Origin of the sequence: Streptomyces sp. NRRL WC-3742 (assembly GCF_000720635.1) — a bacterium.
Lineage (GTDB): Bacteria > Actinomycetota > Actinomycetes > Streptomycetales > Streptomycetaceae > Kitasatospora.
On record NZ_JOCF01000200.1, the window covers coordinates 1 to 326 of the forward strand.

General features: G+C 69.6%; 1 pseudogene. It reads left to right on the top strand.

Features of this window, described 5'->3' with window-relative positions:
* Positions 1-326: pseudogene (locus IH61_RS0140050) on the top strand (acyl-CoA dehydrogenase family protein); the annotation flags it as partial.

Here is a 326-nt window from a genome sequence, read left to right on the forward strand (position 1 = left end):
GGGCACGGGCTTCGCCACGGCGATGAAGACGCTGGACCACACGCGGGTGACGATCGCCGCGCAGGCGGTGGGTATCGCGCAGGGCGCGCTGGACTACGCCGAAGGGGTATGTGAAGGAGCGCCGCCAGTTCGGCAAGGCCATCGCGGAGTTCCAGGGTGTGCAGTTCATGCTGGCGGACATGGCGATGAAGCTGGAGGCGGCCCGCCAGCTCACCTACGCCGCCGCGGCGAGGTCCCAGCGCGGTGACGGTGACCTGACGTTCTTCGGTGCGGCGGCCAAGTGCTACGCGTCGGACGCGGCGATGGAGATCACCACGGACGCGGTG